The sequence below is a fragment of the Bradyrhizobium sp. CCBAU 21365 genome (assembly GCF_015291305.1).
GTDB classification, from domain to species: domain Bacteria; phylum Pseudomonadota; class Alphaproteobacteria; order Rhizobiales; family Xanthobacteraceae; genus Bradyrhizobium; species Bradyrhizobium elkanii.
Map to the genome: position 1 here is coordinate 8,087,510 of NZ_CP030036.1, position 17,867 is coordinate 8,105,376.

Here is a 17,867-nt window from a genome sequence, read left to right on the forward strand (position 1 = left end):
ACGGCCGTATGATTTCACAGATTGCCCGGCAGCCTCGGGCGTGCTCAGGAGATTTCAGATGAATCGCGCCGCCTTCAAACCTTTGCAAAACACTGCGTTGCCGCACTCGTTCAGGCAGGTCCGGCTCGAGCGCGCCCGCGAGCACGATCACCCCGAAGGTACGTCCGCGATCGGCTACGTCATCGTCGCCCCGCTCGACACGGCATCGCGGATCGATGTCGAGACCTGGAGGGCCAATCGCGACGCCTGCCGCGTCGTCCGCCAACGCCCGGGCGAGGACGATCAGCTCGGCCACCTCGTGCATGGACCGTCCGACAGCTGGCGCTTTCACTATGACGTTGCCGGCGCCACCGCCGATGAAGCCGGGTTTCATTTCGGCGGCGAGCACTTTCGGCTCGGCGAATATGTCTCCGTCCATGAGGCGGACGGCATGCATCCCTACCGGGTCGTCGCCGTCACGCCGCTTTGATTGCACCGGGCCGGATCAGGCCGCCAGCCGCTTCGGCATCCGCGACTGGCCGAGACAGGTCGAGCTCCACATCGACGATGCTGTGGTCCTCGGGATCCGGGCAGGTTGCGAAGCCCAGATCACGACACATGCTCAGCATGCTGATGTTCTCGGTCAGCACCTGGCCGGACATGCGCTTCAGCCCTTCCGATCGCGCATAGTGGATCAGCAGGCGCATCAGCGCCCATCCGAGCCCTTTGCCCTTGAGGTCGGATTGCAGGAGGATGGCGTACTCGGCATTCTGATAGAGCGAGTCCGAATGGAGCCGGACGACGCCGATGATCGCACCGGAGTTCGGATCCAGCGCCACAAACGCCATCGCGCGCGCATAATCGAGCTGGGTCAGCCGCGCGATGAACGCATGCGAGAAGTTCTTCGTGAAATGGAAGAACCGCAGCCTGAGGTCCTCGGCAGTCACCCGCTTGAGGAAGCTGTCGATCATCGGCTCGTCCTCCGGCCGCATCGGCCGCACCGTCACGCGCGAGCCGTCCCTCAGGGCAAGTTCGCCTTCCCACTGCGACGGGTACGGCCGCACTGCAAGACGGGTCTGGCCGGCAAACAACCGCGCGGGCTTGCGGATCGCCACCCGCGCGTCGAGCGCCAGCACGCCGGTTTCGTCCGCCAGCAAGGGATTGATATCGAGCTCTGCGACTTCCGGAATATCAGCCGCCATCTGCGCCAGCTTGACGAGGGTGCGCGGAACGACATCTTCCGGAACGGCGGGTACGTCGCGGTAGGCGGCAAGCAGCCGCGAGACCCGCGTGCGCCCCACAAGGTCGCGTGCCAGGTTCATGTCGAGAGGCGGCAACGCGAGCGCCTTGTCGTCGATCACCTCGACCGCGGTCCCGCCGCGGCCAAACACGATCACCGGGCCGAAAGTCGGATCGTCGGCAATGCCGAGGATCAGCTCACGTGCCGCCCGCCGCTCGATCATCGGCTGGATTGTCACACCTTGCAGGACGGCATCCGGACGCGCGGCACGAGCGCGCGCCAGCACCGTTCTGGCCGCCTGTGCGACGCTTTCGCGAGTCCGCAGGCCGAGAATGACTCCGCCGATGTCCGACTTGTGCCTGATGTCGCGCGAAAACAGCTTCACCGCCACGGCAAGCCCTTGCGCCAGGAAGGGCACTGCCTTGTCCACGGCATCGTCGGCATCACGGGCCACGACGGTCGGAACGATCGGAATATCGTAGGCCTCAAACAGCGCGACGATCTCGACCGGATCGAGCCATTCCCGCCCCTCGGATAGCGCCTTCACGATCACGTGCCGCGCCGCAGCCGTCCGCGGCGCAAACGTCGAGGCGCTGCTGGGCGGCGTTGCGGCCAGCGTGATGGAGGCATCGCGGTATCTCACCAGATACATGAAGGCGCGCACGGCATCATCCTCGGTCGGGAAATGCGGGACCCGCGCCCGCTCGAAGGTCGCCGCCGTGCGGGCGTCGGCACCATCCCACGACGCAAGCACCAGTGCGGCTACCTCGCTGTTCCTGGCTCGGCGGTCGGCAACGCACCGCGTCACCGCTTCGGCGATCCCTTCGGTCGGCGCAACAGCCGTTTCCACGTTCATGACCAGCACGGCGTCGCTGTTGGCGTCCTCCAGCAGCGCGCCGAGTGCGGCCACGTAGCGGGCAGCGTCGGCATCGCCGGAGATATCGACGGGGTTGGCGCGAGACCAGCCTTGCGGCAGAACCCGATCGAGTGCCGCAATCGTCTCCGTCGTCAGGCTTGCAGGAACGCCGCCGAGCTCAACGAGCCGGTCGATCGCGAGGATGCCGAGCCCGCCGCCATTGGTCAGGATCGACAGGCGGTTGCCGCGCGGAACGAAACCGCGGCCAAGCAACTCGGCGCAGTCGAACAATTCGCGAAGGTCGTACACGCGCAGCATGCCAGCCCGGCGGAACGCCGCGTCATAGACGGCGTCCGAACCGGCAAGCGCTCCGGTATGGGTGGCTGCGGCCTTGGCTCCCTGCGCCACCCGGCCCGCCTTCACGACAATCAGGGGCTTGAGCCGCGCCGCGGCGCGCGCGGCCGACATGAATTTGCGCGCATCCTTGACGGCCTCGACGTAGAGCAGGATCGCGTTGGTATGATCATCCTGCGCGAAATAGTCGAGCAGATCGGCGACATCGACGTCGAGTTGGTCTCCGATCGACACGATGCCGGAGAAGCCGAGCCGCCGCTCTGCCGCCCATTCGATCATCGCGGCAGCGATGGCCCCCGACTGCGAGATCAGGGCAAGACGCCCTTCGGTGGGCTGATGCGCGGCAAAGCTCGCATTGAGCTTCACGCGCGGCACCATGACGCCGAGGCAGTTCGGCCCGATCAGGCGCATGCCGTGCCGGTGCGCCGCCTGCGCGACCGTCTCGGCTAGCGAGCCGGCACCATGCCCGAGGCCGGCGGACAGGATCACGGCACCGGCGACACCGACCGCGGCAGCGTCCGAGATGATTCCGGGAATCGCGGCTGCAGGCGCCGTGATCGCAACGAGGTCCGGAACGAATGGAAGCGACTTGAGATCCGGGGACGTAATCTCGCCGTCGATCGCAGTGTAGTTCGGATTGACGACGGCGATGCGGCCGGCAAAACCGCATGCCTTGAGGTTCATGAGTACCGCCAAGCCCAGCGAAGACGGACGCGAACTGCCACCGACAAGCGCGACCGATCGAGGCGAAAGAACCCGATCTAGACCAAACGTAGACATCGGACAGTCTCGCAGGGAACCAGCGAAGGCGCTTGCCGCTTCGTGCAACGCGCCAGGGCCCGCATGACATCCTCGCGAGCAATAATCCCGACCAGGTGATGATACTTGTCGATCACGGGCAGGCTCTTGAGCCGATGGGCGATCATCAGCTGCAGAACGCGTTGCAGATTTGTGTCCGGCTCGACCGCGATCACGTCGGACGACATGATCTCGTCGACCGTCGTTCCCATGCGATCGTCGTAACGTGGCAGCATGTGATCTACCGGACAGGCGAACACCTTCAGGGCGTCCAGCTTCGTGACGAACCCGACCACGACATCGTCGCGGAGCACGGGATAGGCGTCAAAGTCGTCTTTCGCGAACAACCGGTACAAGTCGCCGACGGTCATTTCGGGAGCGACGCTTCGTACCGACCTCGTCATGTTGCTCGCAACGGTCTCCTGAAGAAACTCGTACATGGCTGATCCCCTTTGGATGGATGGTTATTTCGGGGACGCGTCGCTGCCTGACGGGCGACGCGCCCCCGCAAGGCGGCTACGCCGCTGTCTTGATGTCGATCTGCCTGCTCTGCTTGGGGGCCGGCTTCTTGACGGTGACCTTGAGCACACCCTTGGCGATCTCGGCGCTGACGTCCTCCGCCTTGACGCCTTCGGGCAACCCAACGGACCGCGAGAATGCGCCGAAGCTGCGCTCGATCAGGTGATAGTCCTTGTCCTTCTCCTCGCGCTCGCTCTTCTTCTCGCCGCGGATCGTGAGCGTGTTGTCGGCAAGGTTGAGCTGAACATCCTTGGTCTCGAGGCCGGGCAGCTCGGCGGAAATCTCGACGGTCTTGTCGGTCTCGCTGACGTCCATACGCGGCATCATCGCCTGCGGCGCGGCGAACGCCGGGAAATTGCGGCCGAAACCGTCAAACAGCCGGTCGATCTCCTGTTGCAGAAATGCGAAGGGATTGTTCTCCCGCCGCGCCAAAGCGCGCTCGGTTCCAACGGGGATCACGTCGTTAGCCATCAGTACCTCCTGCTTGCGTGTTGCTTGCGAAGCAAAGCTAGTCAGGAACAGCTCCCCGGCCGTTGACCAGGATCAAAACCGGGCCAACGTGATATGATCAAAAGAGGAGCACAGACCCAAAGCGAGTTTCCGCCATGCACGCCATGATTCTGCCCGCGCGCGGCGCACGGCTGCAATATACCGAGCGGCCCGACCCGATTCCCGGCCCGGGCGAGGTGTGCGTCAAGATCAATGCGTGTGGCGTTTGCCGTACTGACCTGCATGTCGTCGACGGAGAACTGCCCGACATCGCCTATCCGATCGTTCCCGGCCATGAGGTGGTTGGCCGTATCGACGCGATCGGTGAAAGCGTGGATGGTCTGCATCTCGGTGCACGCGTCGGCGTGCCCTGGCTCGGATCGACCTGCGGGCGTTGTCCCTACTGCCGGGAGGGCAAGGAAAACCTCTGCGACGCCCCCCTGTTCACCGGCTACACCCGGGACGGCGGCTTTGCCACACACCTGGTGGCAGACGCGCGTTACTGCTTTCCGCTCGGCGAAGACGGCGAGGATGCCGAGCTGGCGCCCCTGCTGTGCGCCGGCCTGATCGGCTGGCGCTCCCTGGTGATGGCCGGCGACGGCCGCAAGCTTGGTATTTATGGCTTTGGCGCGGCGGGGCATATCGTCGCGCAAGTGGCACGCTGGCAGGGGCGCGATGTGTATGCTTTCACCCGCGCGGGCGACACCGAGGCCCAGCACCTGGCATTATCGCTCGGCGCTTGCTGGGCAGGTGCTTCGGAAGACCGGCCGCCGGCCGAGCTTGATGCCGCGATCATCTATGCCCCGGCCGGGCCGCTTGTCCCGCTTGCGCTGCGCGCGCTGCGCAAGAGCGGACGGGTGGTCTGTGCCGGCATTCACATGTCGGATATCCCGAGCTTTCCCTACGACATCCTCTGGGGTGAGCGACAGATCGTTTCCGTTGCCAACCTGACGCGACAGGATGGCGTCGACTTTCTCAAGACCGCGGCAAGGGCCGGAATCCGGACCCACGTCACCATCTTTCCCCTGGACCAGGCGAATGAAGCACTTGCGCGCTTGCGGGACGGCAAGCTCGTCGGCGCAGCCGTCTTGAAGCCATGATGACGGCCTCATCAACCGGGGCTGCCACAGGCGAGACCGGCCAGGCCGCCGTATTGTCGTTCCTAGCCGGATCTGGCCAGCCGAACGCGCCGGTACAGCGGATCGACACCCATTGTTCGATCGTTTTTCTCGAACCTTCGCGCGTCCTGAAGATCAAGCGAGCAGTCAAGCTGCCTTATCTCGACTTCTCGACCCTGGAGAAGCGGCGGTGCGCTTGCGAGGATGAGATTGCCGTCAACAAACGCCACGCCCCTTCCATCTATCGCGGGGTAGTTCCGATCACGCGCGGACGCGATGGTCTTGCGATCGGAGGGGTCGGACCGGTTGTCGAATGGGCCGTCGAAATGGCTCGGTTCGACGAAAACAAGACACTCGATCATCTCGCAGAGCAGGACGCAATCCCGCCGGAGCTGGGCGAGAAACTGGCCACTATCCTGCTGCAATCCCATCGAGAATTGATAGGGTGCGATGGATCGCATTGGCTTACGTCACTCCCCGGCATCATCGATCGCAATACCGAGCAGTTTCGCACTGATTCAGCTCTTTCCTGCAGGACGATCGATGAACTGCACGAGTTGAGCCATCGATCGCTTGCTCGGCATCTTGAACTCCTGCGCCTCCGCGCCGCCGCGGGGCAAGTCCGGCACTGTCATGGCGACGCGCATCTCGGAAACATCGTTCTGCTCGACGGCGAGCCCGTTCTATTCGATGCGATCGAGTTCGACCCCGATATCGCGACGACCGACGTCCTCTACGACCTCGCATTTCCACTGATGGACCTGCTGTACTTCAGACGCGAGACCGTGGCTAACAGGCTGTTCAATAGCTACATGCAGACATCCTGGGACACGCAATCGAGGGCGTTGTGTTTGCTGCCATTGTTCCTGTCGATACGCGCAGCGATCCGGGCCAATGTGCTCTTCACCAAGGCACGGCAACACCAGCTTGATCAAGCGATCGCCGCCCAAGCGAGGCGTTATTTCGAGCTTGCTCGCCAGCTGATTGAACCGGAGCCGCCCCGCCTGATTGCAGTTGGCGGTAAGTCCGGTACCGGCAAGAGCGTGCTGGCGCGCGACATGGCGCGTCTGATCGCGCCGCCCCCGGGCGCCCTGGTTCTGCGATCGGATGTCATTCGCAAGCAGCTCTATCACGTCGCGGAGCACGCCACGTTACCGCCGGAGACCTACACTCCCGAAGCATCCGACCGCGTTTATCAAGCCATGCTCGACCGAGCCAAACGCGTCTTGGCTCAGGGGATTTCCGTTGTTCTCGACGCGGCATTCTTGAAGCAAGCGGAGCGCGATGCCGCACGAGCCGCCGCCCGCAATGCTAAGGTGAAATTCCGTGGATTGTTCCTGACCGCCGATCAAGCCATCCGGCTGCGACGCGTCGCCTCACGGCAACACGACGCTTCGGATGCAACGGCTGGCGTCGTTCTGAGCCAGGAGAGCATCGAGACTGGCCATATCGATTGGCAACTCATCGACGCATCAGGCTCACCTGCCGCCACTCTCCAGCGCAGCATGCCCTGCCTGCCAGACGCACCTTTCCATTCAAATCGGCGGAATATCCCCTAAGGAAACATCCGGAATTGGTCGATCGACGGAAACCTGTCAGCATTCTCCCGCCCAGACGGGAGAATGTCATGAAACGCGCATTGAGCCTTCTTCTTGCCGGAAGCGTCATCTCAACGGTAGCGCTTATTCTATTCTACAATTACTTCTTCCCCAATGCCATTCCGCTTGCCTCGACCGAGCCGCTTCTAGCCTGGCGCTTGGAGGCGGCGTTCGTAGTCACTGCGCTGGCATGGACCGCAGCGTTCGTGGCGGCGGCATCCGGACTGTCATTGCTGTTGATGACTTTCACCAACCGGGATGTCACAATCCGCTAGAACGCGCGCTGCTCGTGCCTGCCATACCTCCAAGGCCGGCTCTTCGGAGCCGGCCCTCGGCGTAGGAACACCGCTACCGACGTGCTCCTCGCAAGGCAGGCACCCAGTCATCACCTTTCAGGCGCACTTCAAGGTTTCCGCCGGCTAGGATCTCAGTCGCCGGCGCCAGAGTGGCTTGAGCAGCTCAAGCACCACCAGCATCGCCACTCCCGGTCCGAGCGCGATCATCAGATCGTCCGGATGAAGGGGACCGAAACGGAACAAGCTGGACGCCGGAGGCCAGAGCAGTGCGGTCCCGAGAGCGCCTGCGATTGAAAGCAAGATTACCGCCAGCGCCAGGTTCGGCCGGAAGATCGCAGCGCCGCCGAAAAAGCAAAGCCGCACCACCCTCGCTGTCTGCTGTTGAAGGCGTGGCTGCTCCGCTTGCAGCGTGCGCAGAGACGCTCCGATCTTTCCGATCTCGCTTCGCGGTCCGGTGGACGTGACCCGGGCGGCGCCTCGCCCCGCACGACGAGCGAGCCGGAATACACGAACGGCTGATCGTCGCCGCCCGGCCGATGATCGGCCACGGCGTCCGTCTCGACCACCTGCTTGCGAACGGGTACCGACTCGCCTGTCAGCAGGGACTCGTCGACCTGCAGATCATGACCGTCGAGGAGCACAGGGTCGGCTGGCACGCGATCACCGTCGCCAAGGATGATGAGGTCGCCTCGGACGACGTCCCGGCCGACGATACGCCGGCGTACTCCATCCCGCATCACGAGGGCCCGCGGACTGGTCAGGTCGCGCAAGGCTTCTAACACGCGTTCGGTTCGTGTCTCCTGCACGATCGTGATCACGATCGACATGGCGCCGAAGCCAAGGAGCAGGAGTGCCTCCTGGAGATCACCAAGCAAAAGGTAGATCAGTCCGCCGCTCAGAAGCAGCGCGAGCATGGGCTCGCGCAGCACGTCCAACGCGACACGTATGGGAGTGCGCCGCTCATGGCTCGGAAGCTCGTTGTGCCCCTCGACCCAAAGCCGGGCCGTCGCTTCGGCTTCCTGTGAGGTCTGTGGCGCTCACGTCTTCCGCAATAGGCTCCAGACGCTTCCACCCAGCAAGAGCGCGGTAACGAGCAGAATGGCCACAAATGTCTGTACGATGTCAAAGTTCAGAGAATCCCGCGCAACGAAGAACGCGGTGATAGATCCCGCGAGGACGAAGAGGATGCGAAGGATGACGCTCATGGCTCTCTCCTGCTGGCACAACGCCGTTTGAAGCTTCCTAGGCAAGGGATGCCCAGCTGGATGCTCGATCCTGCTGGCGCGGCCCAGTTTACCGTAGCGGTTCGCACCGTTGAGAAGTTGCGGCAGATCAAGCTGCCCGAGCACCCGTGCCGGCAGCTCAATGCTGCAGGACATACCGGCCTGGCGCATCCTCGAGCGGCCATTCACCGTCCGGCGCGTGAAGCGCCGACTGCGCCGGCACCCACGCACCGGAACGCGCCGTGAGGAAGCGAACCCACTCCAGCCACCAGGATCCGTCGCGATTCACCGCCTTGCGCAGCCACTCGTCGGGCCCGACATAGGGTTGATCCGCATTTTTCTCCAACAATTGATAGCTGTGCCCCTCCTCGGACGGCGGAGCAACGATGCCGGCGTTATGGCCGCCGCTCGCCAGCACAAAGGCGATATCGGCATCGGCCAACAGGTGAATCTTGTGAACCGACCGCCAGGGTGCGACGTGATCGCGTACGGTGCCGACCACGAACATCGGGACGCGAAGGTCGGAAAGTGCCACCGGCTGCCCGTCCGCCAAATAGCGGCCCTCGGCAAGATCGTTGTTGAGAAACAGCTTGCGCAGATAATCCGAATGCATCCGGTAGGGCATGCGGGTCGCGTCCGCGTTCCATGACATCAGGTCGCTCGGTGCGGCACGCTCGCCCATGAGATAGTCGCGAACCAGGCGCGACCAGATCATGTCGTTCGACCGCAGCAACTGGAACGCTCCGGCCATCTGCGCCGTCTCGAGCACGCCGCGCTGCCGCATCATGTCCTCCAGGAACGCAACTTGGCTCTCATTGATGAAGAGCGTCAGCTCGCCTGCATCGGTGAAATCGACCTGAGCCGCCAAGAGTGTCACCGAGCGCAGGCAGCCGGGCCGCTCCTTCTGCAGACGAGCAGCTGCAATTGCGAGCAGCGTGCCACCGAGGCAATAGCCCGTTGCATGGATTGCGCGTTCAGGCACGAGTTGATTGATCGCGTCGATCGCAGCGTCGACCCCAAGCTTGCGATAATCATCGAGGCCGAGGTCGCGATCAGCTGGTCCCGGATTCCGCCACGAGATCATGAACACGGTGAAGCCACGCTCGACCAGGAATCGGACGAGCGAATTCTGCGGCGAGAGATCGAGGATGTAATACTTCATGATCCATGCCGGCACGATCAGCACCGGCTCGGGGCAAACGTCGGCTGTTGCGGGCGCGTATTGGATGAGTTCGATCAGCTCATTGCGGTAGACAACCTTGCCCTTGGTCGCAGCAACGTCCTTGCCGACAACAAACGGAGCGGGCCCGAGCGGCTTGGCGATCATCAGGTCCCGGCAATCCTCCAGCCAGTTATGCCAGCCCGACACGAAGTTGCCGCCACCCGAATCCATCGCCTCGCGCAGCACCTCGGGGTTGCTGAACGCAAAGTTGGACGGCGCAACGACGTCGAGGCATTGCCTGACCGTGAAATCCACGACCGCTGCATTTGCTTTCGAGACCCCGTGCAGGCCGCTGGTCGCGGAATGCCACCATTGCTCTGCCAGCAGGAACGCCTGCGCCATGACGTTGAAGGCCGGTAATGTCCAGTCTTGGCCGGCAAATCGGTTGTCACCTGGCTGAGGCTTGACCATATACCAAGGCTGCCAGGCCGCATGCGGCGTCGACACCAAGCGCGCGAAGCGTGCAGCATCAGCAACCCCGCTCAGGGCCAACTGAAGCCGTCTACCGGGTGAGGCTGCCAGATGGAGTTGCCAATCGGCGAAGGCGAGCGCAAGGCCGGCCGGTGAAAGTCCGCCGGTCCATCGCGCTATCGCCGCGTGGACGAGTTGGTCGAGCGATTCGGTACCCGTCAATGGCTCGTTCGCGGGCTGCACTGAAGCAGGCGTTCCGTCCCCCGTCACATCGTCGTTAGCAGGAGATGCGGGCTTGTCGAGAACTGCCTGGACTGTCATCGCTCACCTCCGAGGCGGAACCGCTTCCGACCCAGCGCCACGATTTCCGCATCGGTCGGATGATCGCTCGGCCCAACATGCAAGTTGAGGTCGGGCCGCTCCGCCTTGAGGTATTGCGTCAGCTCGACCTTCTCGATACCCGGACCGATGACGAGCAAATCGCTGCAACCGCTTACGGCCTCGCTCACCCTGGCAAGAAATGTCGCATCGGCCTGGACGCGACCGTCGCCGATCGTATTCGCCTTGTGATGCAGATGCTCCGACGCCAAATGTGCATGGACGGCCGTCGCGCTGACGCCTGTCAGGCCGATGCCGAAAACCTTCGCAACAAGGTGATCGATCCAAACGACGGCGTGCGCATGTGACTGCTGGGTCATCTCGTTCATGACGTAGCTCCGGTATTTGCTTTCTCTGATTCTCTCAATCGGCGCGCCAATGCCACAAGCAACTCCCTGCGGCTGACAATGCCGACGACGGTTCCGGCGCCGAGCACCGGAATCTGGGCAACATTGTAGATATCCATCTGCGCGACAACTTCCTCGATCGATGCCTCGACATCGACGGTGATCGGAGAGCCACTCATGAGCGAGGCCACCTGCAGCGTGCGCATACGCTCGCGTTCGGGTGTGTTCTCCGCAATGCCAAGCAACGACTCCAGCCAGTTTCCGGACGGCGGGCTGATGTCCAGCTCATCGCGGTGAAGAAAATCGCCCTCCGAAACCATTCCGACGAGGTCGCCGGCGTCGTCGATTACCGGCAGGCCGCGCTGATCGGTTTCAAGCAGCAGCTCGACGGCATTGAGCACGGTAGCAGTCGGCTTAATCGTCGCGAATGAACTACGCATCACATCGGTTGCGAGCATTGTCATTCCTCCTCTTCAACACATGTATTGGCCGCCGTTGATCGACAGCGTCGATCCGGTGATGAACCCTGCTTCGTCGGCGGCAAGAAACGCGACGGCACGCGCAATTTCTTCCGGCTGTCCCAGCCGTCCGACAGGGATCTGCGGCAGAATGGAGTTCTGCATGACATCGGCCGGCACCGCGGCCAGCATCTCGGTATTGATGTAGCCCGGACAGATCGCGTTGACCGTGATCCCGAACCGCGCGCTTTCGAGCGCCAGTGCGCGCGTAAAGCCGAGTTCGGCGGCCTTCGCCGCTGCATAGTTCGTCTGGCCGATCTGGCCCTTCTGCCCATTGATGGACGAGATGTTGATGATCCGCCCGAACTTGCGCGCCCGCATGCCCTCGATGAGGGGCCGGCACATGTTGAACAGCGAATCGAGATCGGTCCGGATGACCGCGTTCCATTGCAGCTTGGTCATTCGATGCAGTGTGGCGTCGCGCACGATACCGGCGTTGTTGACCAAGATGTCGATCGGGCCCAGCGCCGCCTCCACCTCGCGGATACCGGCTGCACAGGCCTGGAAGTTCGCGACATCCCACTGGAATACGGGAATTCCGGTCTGATCCTGAAACGACCGCGCGGCCTCCGCATTTCCAGCATAGCAGGCCGCAACCCGGCATCCGATGGCAGCGAGGGCACGCGAGATCGCTGCGCCAATTCCTCTGCTCCCACCCGTAACCAATGCGACGCGCGCCATGCCGGCTCCTCCAAGCTGAGAGCAACATTTGCGCGAAGTACACGCGCGATGAATTGATCTCGCTCAATCAAATTCCGCTGACGCGCATGAGGCAGATCAAATTGGTGCGCCTCGACCCGTGCTCTGATGGCAAGTGCGCTTCCACCCCTTGGAGAATGGTCATGTTCAAGAACATCCTGGTCCACATTCCGACGGAGCTGTCGCCGCGTCCCGCGGTCGACGGATCGGTCTCGCTCGCGCTCGGCACGGGCGCGCATCTCGACGCAATGGCGATCGGCTACGAGACCGCCAGCGTACCGTTCGTCGTTGAAGGCGGTGCGGCGGTCGCCTCCCTGTTCGAGGCTGAACATGAGCAGGCCCTCGAACGCGCCGAGGTTGCACTGCGCGTCTTCGATATCGAGGCACGGAATGCGGGGATATCCTACGCGACCCGCGCCGTGGGTGCGCTTCCCATCGATGCTCGGGAGATGATCTGCGCGAGCGCGCGACTGCATGACCTGACCGTGGCGGTGCAACCGCTGGGCGAATACAACAGCTACGACAACGTGATCCCGCGGGAGTTATTGTTCCAGGCCGGCGGTCCCGTCCTGTTCATGCCCTACACGTTCCATGGCGCATTTTCGGCGAAGCGAATCGGGATCTGCTGGGACGGCAGCCGGCTTGCCGCCCGCGCCCTGCACGATGCAATGCCGCTGCTGCGCGCAGCCGATGCTCTCGCCGTCATCACCATCGATGGCGTTGATCCGATCCCCGCAGAATGCTCCACCGACCATCTCGTGCGCTATCTTGCAAAGGAGGGGCTTCCGGCCAAGATCACGTCGTTGCCGGCGTCCAAGTCCGAGGTTCAGTCGATCCTGCTGTCGATCGCGGCGGACGAGAGCCTCGACCTTCTGGTGATGGGCGGATACGGCCACTCCCGTCTGCAGGAAACCCTGCTCGGCGGCGTGACGCGCGACATGCTGCGCGCAATGACCGTTCCGGTCCTGATGTCTCACTAAGCGCGAGTCTAATTGTGAAGCATTCCGCCAGGACATTTCGGAGCCATGTGGCCTGTGGCTTCGTCATCATCGGTACGATCTGCGCCGCGCTGACTCCAGCCGCCGCGGACCAGGAACAAGGCCGTCGCCTTGCACAGCTCTACTGCGCCCGCTGCCATGCAATCGACCGGGTGAGCCCGAGCCCGCTGAGGATAGCACCTCCGTTCCGGACATTGCACGAACGTTATCCGGTCGAGATGCTGCAGGAATCGCTGGCGGAGGGAATCGTCACCGGCCATCCGACCATGCCCCAGTTCAGCTTCGAGCCGGACCAGGTGGGCGACTTCATTCTGTTCTTGAAATCCCTCGAGCGAGGCCAAGCAGACCGTTGAGCCAGGTCAATGCGCGGAACGCATAAAGTCTCATTGTTCAAGCTTCAACACGGAGGTCCGACATGCGCGCGCATCAGATCATGACCAAGCATATCATCGCCGTCAGTCCGCACACCAAGATCCTGGATGCGGCCAACATCATGCTGCGGTGCCACCTCAGCGGTCTGCCGGTGATGGACGAAGACGGCACGCTCAGGGGCATGGTGTCCGAGGGAGATTTCCTGGAACGCAGCGAGATCGGCACAGGACACAAGCGCTCGGCATGGCTGGAACTGTTCACCGGTGTGGGTCGTGCGGCGACCGATTTCGTGCACGAACGCGGTCGCAAGGTCGAGGATGTCATGAGCACCAATCCGATTACGGTCGACGAGCAGACGCCGCTCGACGAGATCGTGCATCTGATGCACAAGCATGGCGTGAAACGGGTGCCGGTTGTGAACGGCAAGACCATGGTCGGAATCGTCACCCGGGCGGATATCCTGCAGGCTGTCGCATCGCTGGCGCGCGATGTTCCCGACCCGACCGCTGACGACAGCCATATCCGTGAACGGATCCTGCGCGAGATCAACGCCACCGGTTGGCGTCCCGCCGGCTTCCAGGTCTGGGTGCGCAACGGCGCCGTGCATCTGCACGGCCTGATTTTTGATGACCGCGCGCGCCAGGCCGCAATCGTGCTCGCCGAGAACACCTCGGGCGTCAAGGAAGTCCACGATCATCTCTGCTTCGTCGACGGTTACTCGGGCTACTACGTGGAATCGCCGGAAGACGTCAAGGCGGCTAGCTGATCGGATCGAGGAGTCCAAACATGGCAATGAGTACGCTGCTTGTCGTCACAGCCGTCTGTCTCATCTTCGCGATCTTTGCGCTCGTGCTCGCCGTGACTGATCGCAGCACGACGCGCTGGCTTCGGGAACGAGACGGGAATGGAGCCAGCACACGCGCTGCCTATCCCGACAGGAAAGGTCCCTAGCCTCTCCTTTTGAGCGGCGCGCCGGGCGACCGACGTCTCGGCGCGGGCCACTTTGTCCGACACCTACGTATAAATACGTAAGTGGCTTCTACTTAGGGGAAATATCCAAATTTCCCGATCCAGAAGATGCGGCCAATCTGCCTCCATCGATCTTCCCATCCATGGAGCGTCGCCATGCAGACCCAGAACACCATCTCTCTCGAAAGCAGCCGTCACCCGACCAGCATCCTCACCCGGCAGGCGCGCGTTGAAGGGCCTTTTGGCATGATCGGGATGCCGATGCGGTTCGCACGCAACAGCGAGATCTACGGCGAGGACGAGGCCGCGGAATACCTTTATCAGGTCGTTTCCGGCGCGGTCCGAACCTACAAGATCCTGGAAGACGGACGTCGCCAGATCGGCGCTTTCTATCTGCCCGGCGATATCTTCGGCTTCGAGGCTGGCGAGACCCACATCTCCTCGGCCGAGGCCGTCTCCGAGACGCGGGTCATCGTGGTCAAGCGCGCCGCGCTCATGGTGCGCGCGACACACGAAAAGGATCTGGCAAGGCAGCTGTGGGATGCAACGGCCCAGGAATTGCGGCGCTTCCAGGAGCATCTGATGCTGCTGATCTGCAGCGCCGAAGATCGCGTCATCGGCTTCCTCCACGACATGGCCCACCGCACCGTCAAGAACGCCGCCATCGAGCTTCCGATGTCGCGGCAGGATATCGCCGACTATCTCGGTCTGACGATCGAAACGGTGTCGCGCACCTTCACCCAGCTCGAGCAGAACGGCGTGATCTCGCTTCCGACCTCGCGTCGGGTAGAACTTCGCAACCGTGCGATGTCGAACCGGATCATGGCGGCGTGAGAGCGCGAGCCAGGCTCCGATGATCGGCGGCGAGTGAGAGGCAAGGAAATCCAATGCGGTCGAGCCTGGCAAATACCTATGGGCAGGACAGGCTACCGCGCTACACCAGCTACCCCACGGCTCCGCATTTTTCTGCGTCGGTCGGCGAGGCTGATTACCGGGCATGGCTCAGGTCGGTTCCAGCTCGGCGGCCGGCCTCGATCTACCTGCATGTGCCGTTTTGCCGGTCGATGTGCTGGTACTGCGGGTGCCACACCTCGATCACCAGGCTCGACGAACCGATCGCCATTTACGCCGCCGGTCTTCGCACCGAAGCGCACCTCGTTGCGGAAACGGTCGGTGTGCGATTGCCCGTCTCCCATATCCATTTCGGTGGCGGCACCCCGACGATCATGACGCCCGAGACCTTTGCCGATCTCGTCAGCGCGTTGCGCTACTCGTTCTTCGTGCAGGCGGACGCCGAGATCGCCGTCGAGATCGATCCCCGCACCCTGACCGAGCCGATGGCGGAAGCATTGGGCTTCAGCGGCGTCAACCGCGCGAGCCTTGGCGTCCAGAGCTTCGATCCTGCCGTGCAGCACGCCATCAATCGGTCGCAGAGCCTTGAGCAGACCGCGGAAGCGGTCGAGCGGCTGCGCGGCGCCGGCGTCGGCCGCATCAACTTCGACCTGCTCTACGGCCTCCCCGCTCAGACTGTCGCTTCCTGCCTGAAAACCGTCGAAACATGCGTCGCGCTGCGGCCCGACCGGCTTTCCGTCTTCGGATACGCCCATATTCCCTCCTTCAAGAAGCACCAGCGCATGATCGACGAAGCGTCGCTGCCGGATAGCCTCGAACGGCATCGTCAGTCCGAGGCGATCGCGGAAGCGCTGACCGATGCCGGATACATCCGCATCGGCCTCGACCATTTCGCGCTCCCCGGCGACAATCTGGCCATCGCAAAGCGCGAGGGCCGGCTGCGGCGTAACTTCCAGGGTTATACGGACGATTCTGCCGAGACCCTGATAGGCCTCGGCGCCAGCGCAATCGGCCGCATGCCGCAGGGCTTCGTGCAGAACGCAGTTGCGACACGCGACTACCTTGCACGCATCGCCGAGGACCGGCTTGCCACTGTCAGGGGCTACATGCTGACGGCGGAGGATCGCTTCCGTGCCGACATCATCGAGCGCATCATGTGCGACATGGCCGTCGACCTGTCGCAAATATGCCGCCGGCACCGCTGGGACCCGAGTTCGGCCGTCGTAGATCGGTACCGGCTCGACAGCCTGATCGCGGACGGCGCCGTGACGATGCGGGGCGACCGCCTCCTGATCAACGATGACGCGGAATTCCTGGTCCGCAACGTCGCTTCGGCATTCGACGCTCACTTAGGTCGCGCCACGGCTAGGCATAGCCGAGCGGTCTAAGTTGCGACCGCGGCGGGCGGCTCGCCCCTTTAGAGCAGCTTCGGATGTTGCCTGCTTCGCTTGCTGATCCAGGTCACGCATGTCGCAAGCAGAACGAGCAACGCGATCCCTGCAGCGCTTACCGCGAACTGTGCCGTGATGCTGTTGGACACCTCGGTGAGATAAACGCCTGCCAGCAGCGACAGCACGACGGCCGCACAATAAATCTCCAGCGAACGCTCGCCACAGCGAATTGCGCCCTTCAGGTCGCCCCTGGCAAATGCCCGCCAATTCTGCGGCACGAACCTCGCTACGACGATGGCGATCGCCAGGAAATGCAGGAGCCGCAGCGGGTCGAGATCCGTCTTGTCGATCGGATAGATCAGGCGCGCAATGTAGCTCGGAATCGCGGCTGCCAGTGACTCGATCTCCCAGCTCAATGTGATCACGAGACTAACACCGAGGTACGCTATCGCAGTTACGACGACAGGCTGCGAGACGATGCCGCGCCCGAATATTCGGTAGCCCTGCGTCACCCACCACGCCCCAATGACGACCAAGAACTGCCAGGCGAGCGGGTTGAAGTACCACTGATTGACCGGCCACTCCGGCAAGTTCCAGCCGTACAATTGGACCAGTGCATAGATGACCGCGGAGATCAGCAGGGAAATGTTGGGAAACTTCAATACTCCCCAGAGAACAGGCGCAAACGACAGATGAAACAGCACGAAGGTCGGCAGGGCATCGGTATTCACGGGGCGATACATCAGGATGGCGGCATGGGCCAGCGCTGCACCTGGCTTCTGCAGCAGGATCTTCACGTTGGCTTGGTCCGCCAGTTGATCGCTACCCGAGCCATACACGACCACGGCAAGCGCTAGGGTCAGGATGAGGAAGGCCGCATAGATCTCCCAGCTTCGCAGCAACGTATGCGCGAAGACTGAGGCCCATCCGTCGCGACGGCGGACACCGCTATAGCTCAGTGCACAGGTCACGCCGGACACGAACATGAAGACCTCTGTGGCATCGCTGAAGCCGTAATGGCGCAGGGTCAACCAACTGAAGACATTGTTGGGAATATGATCGAGGAAGATGCACCAGAGAGCAAGACCTCGGCACAGATCCAGCCGGAGATCGCGGTCCAGAGACACGCTGTCGTCCTTCCCCGGATGAACCGTCAGGGGCGCGAGGTTTCGGTGAACATTCCCGCCATTCAGGCGGCCGACCGAACAATCAGAAAGCATGGACCGTCACCAACTGTCGT

General features: G+C 62.8%; 18 protein-coding genes and 1 pseudogene. 9 read left to right on the forward strand and 10 right to left on the reverse strand.

Annotation, left to right across the window (positions count from 1 at the left end):
* Nucleotides 1-58 precede the first annotated feature (58 nt).
* Complete coding sequence (locus tag XI02_RS38150) at nt 59-469, forward strand: hypothetical protein (RefSeq protein ID WP_018268784.1); 411 nt, start codon at nt 59-61, stop codon at nt 467-469.
* On the opposite strand, the gene XI02_RS38155 is transcribed toward XI02_RS38150, so the two are convergent.
* From XI02_RS38155 to XI02_RS38165, 3 genes are all read right to left on the reverse strand, one after another.
* Nucleotides 456-3,209 carry a bifunctional acetate--CoA ligase family protein/GNAT family N-acetyltransferase gene (locus XI02_RS38155; protein WP_194483278.1) on the reverse strand — a complete coding sequence of 918 codons (2,754 nt, stop codon included), beginning with the start codon at nt 3,207-3,209 and terminating at the stop codon, nt 456-458. The genes XI02_RS38150 and XI02_RS38155 overlap by 14 nt on opposite strands.
* Nucleotides 3,191-3,667: an HPP family protein gene (locus tag XI02_RS38160; RefSeq protein ID WP_018268786.1), complete on the reverse strand. Its 477-nt coding sequence runs from the start codon at nt 3,665-3,667 to the stop codon at nt 3,191-3,193. Before XI02_RS38160 ends, XI02_RS38155 begins: the two co-directional genes overlap by 19 nt.
* Before the next feature lie 76 nt (nt 3,668-3,743).
* Entirely contained in the window at nt 3,744-4,217 is a 474-nt protein-coding gene (locus XI02_RS38165) for an Hsp20/alpha crystallin family protein (protein WP_026191811.1), read from the reverse strand.
* 134 nt (nt 4,218-4,351) lie between these two features.
* On the opposite strand from XI02_RS38165, the gene XI02_RS38170 reads away from it, so the two are divergent.
* The 3 genes from XI02_RS38170 to XI02_RS38180 all read left to right on the forward strand — a co-directional run bounded on the left by XI02_RS38170 (nt 4,352) and on the right by XI02_RS38180 (nt 7,226).
* On the forward strand, nt 4,352-5,335 hold the full coding sequence (locus XI02_RS38170) for a zinc-dependent alcohol dehydrogenase family protein (protein WP_018268788.1): 984 nt from the start codon (nt 4,352-4,354) through the stop codon (nt 5,333-5,335).
* Nucleotides 5,332-6,912, forward strand: a complete 1,581-nt coding sequence (locus tag XI02_RS38175) for a bifunctional aminoglycoside phosphotransferase/ATP-binding protein (protein ID WP_172646808.1) — start codon at nt 5,332-5,334, stop codon at nt 6,910-6,912. Before XI02_RS38170 ends, XI02_RS38175 begins: the two co-directional genes overlap by 4 nt.
* Nucleotides 6,913-6,980: 68 nt before the next feature.
* Complete coding sequence (locus XI02_RS38180) at nt 6,981-7,226, forward strand: hypothetical protein (protein ID WP_194483279.1); 246 nt, start codon at nt 6,981-6,983, stop codon at nt 7,224-7,226.
* A 315-nt stretch (nt 7,227-7,541) separates the two neighbouring features.
* Here the strand turns inward: XI02_RS38180 and XI02_RS38185 are convergent.
* The 6 genes and pseudogenes from XI02_RS38185 to phbB all read right to left on the reverse strand — a co-directional run.
* Nucleotides 7,542-8,266: pseudogene (locus tag XI02_RS38185) on the reverse strand (cation-transporting P-type ATPase); the annotation flags it as partial.
* Between the two features lie 18 nt (nt 8,267-8,284).
* Nucleotides 8,285-8,626, reverse strand: a complete 342-nt coding sequence (locus XI02_RS38190; RefSeq protein WP_194483496.1) for a hypothetical protein — start codon at nt 8,624-8,626, stop codon at nt 8,285-8,287.
* Nucleotides 8,610-10,424, reverse strand: a complete 1,815-nt coding sequence (locus XI02_RS38195; protein WP_245163921.1) for an alpha/beta hydrolase — start codon at nt 10,422-10,424, stop codon at nt 8,610-8,612. Before XI02_RS38195 ends, XI02_RS38190 begins: the two co-directional genes overlap by 17 nt.
* Nucleotides 10,421-10,810: a hypothetical protein gene (locus XI02_RS38200; RefSeq protein ID WP_172646807.1), complete on the reverse strand. Its 390-nt coding sequence runs from the start codon at nt 10,808-10,810 to the stop codon at nt 10,421-10,423. The genes XI02_RS38195 and XI02_RS38200 overlap by 4 nt, the downstream gene beginning before the upstream one ends.
* Complete coding sequence (locus tag XI02_RS38205) at nt 10,807-11,286, reverse strand: CBS domain-containing protein (protein ID WP_244980990.1); 480 nt, start codon at nt 11,284-11,286, stop codon at nt 10,807-10,809. Before XI02_RS38205 ends, XI02_RS38200 begins: the two co-directional genes overlap by 4 nt.
* A 15-nt stretch (nt 11,287-11,301) precedes the next feature.
* On the reverse strand, nt 11,302-12,027 hold the full coding sequence (phbB, locus tag XI02_RS38210) for an acetoacetyl-CoA reductase (protein ID WP_172646805.1): 726 nt from the start codon (nt 12,025-12,027) through the stop codon (nt 11,302-11,304).
* 161 nt (nt 12,028-12,188) lie between these two features.
* Between phbB and XI02_RS38215 the strand changes: the two genes are divergently transcribed.
* The 5 genes from XI02_RS38215 (at nt 12,189) to hemN (ending at nt 16,624) form a co-directional block, all read left to right on the forward strand.
* Nucleotides 12,189-13,025, forward strand: a complete 837-nt coding sequence (locus XI02_RS38215; RefSeq protein ID WP_038378748.1) for a universal stress protein — start codon at nt 12,189-12,191, stop codon at nt 13,023-13,025.
* Between the two features lie 47 nt (nt 13,026-13,072).
* Nucleotides 13,073-13,396 carry a c-type cytochrome gene (locus tag XI02_RS38220; protein WP_018268702.1) on the forward strand — a complete coding sequence of 108 codons (324 nt, stop codon included), beginning with the start codon at nt 13,073-13,075 and terminating at the stop codon, nt 13,394-13,396.
* Nucleotides 13,397-13,458: 62 nt separating this feature from the next.
* Nucleotides 13,459-14,181 (forward strand): CBS domain-containing protein, encoded by a 723-nt coding sequence (locus XI02_RS38225; RefSeq protein WP_172646804.1) that lies wholly within the window; start codon nt 13,459-13,461, stop codon nt 14,179-14,181.
* A gap of 359 nt (nt 14,182-14,540) precedes the next feature.
* Nucleotides 14,541-15,218, forward strand: a complete 678-nt coding sequence (locus tag XI02_RS38230) for a helix-turn-helix domain-containing protein (RefSeq protein ID WP_172646803.1) — start codon at nt 14,541-14,543, stop codon at nt 15,216-15,218.
* Nucleotides 15,219-15,271: 53 nt separating this feature from the next.
* The gene (gene hemN / locus XI02_RS38235; protein ID WP_172646802.1) at nt 15,272-16,624 is read left to right on the forward strand and encodes an oxygen-independent coproporphyrinogen III oxidase; all 1,353 of its coding nucleotides are present in this window, start codon (nt 15,272-15,274) and stop codon (nt 16,622-16,624) included.
* 29 nt (nt 16,625-16,653) lie between these two features.
* Here hemN and XI02_RS38240 read toward each other — a convergent pair whose 3' ends face one another.
* Entirely contained in the window at nt 16,654-17,847 is a 1,194-nt protein-coding gene (locus XI02_RS38240) for an OpgC domain-containing protein (RefSeq protein WP_172646801.1), read from the reverse strand.
* Nucleotides 17,848-17,867: the final 20 nt, after the last annotated feature.